The organism is Halomonas sp. SIMBA_159, assembly GCF_046536035.1.
In the GTDB taxonomy this organism is placed as follows: domain Bacteria; phylum Pseudomonadota; class Gammaproteobacteria; order Pseudomonadales; family Halomonadaceae; genus Vreelandella; species Vreelandella venusta_A.
On the sequence record NZ_JAWJBT010000993.1, the window covers coordinates 1 to 257 of the forward strand.

General features: G+C 42.8%; 1 protein-coding gene. It reads left to right on the forward strand.

Translation table 11 applies throughout. The features are described from left to right. Positions 1–114 (forward strand): LuxR C-terminal-related transcriptional regulator, encoded by a 114-nt coding sequence (locus R0J87_RS22230; RefSeq protein WP_498889028.1) that lies wholly within the window; start codon positions 1–3, stop codon positions 112–114. The last annotated feature ends 143 nt before the right edge of the window (positions 115–257 follow it).

Genomic DNA, 257 nt, shown 5'->3' on the forward strand with positions numbered 1-257 from the left:
TTGGGGATCAGCGAACGAACCGTGAACTTCCATGTCAGTAATTCCATTAAGAAATTGTCGTTTGCGAGTAAAGCGGCTGCGGCAGCAAAAGCCGCATTTCTTGAGCAGCTCTGAGGAGACAGGGTGAAAGCCGATCTCAGGTTCATCCGGATAAAAGCCTGAAAAGATGCACGCTGAATTTATTTTGTTTAAAATCAGTGGTTTAGTTCTGTTTTTTTGATGTTTGAGAATGTTGGTAATCAATGCGTACAGCAAAG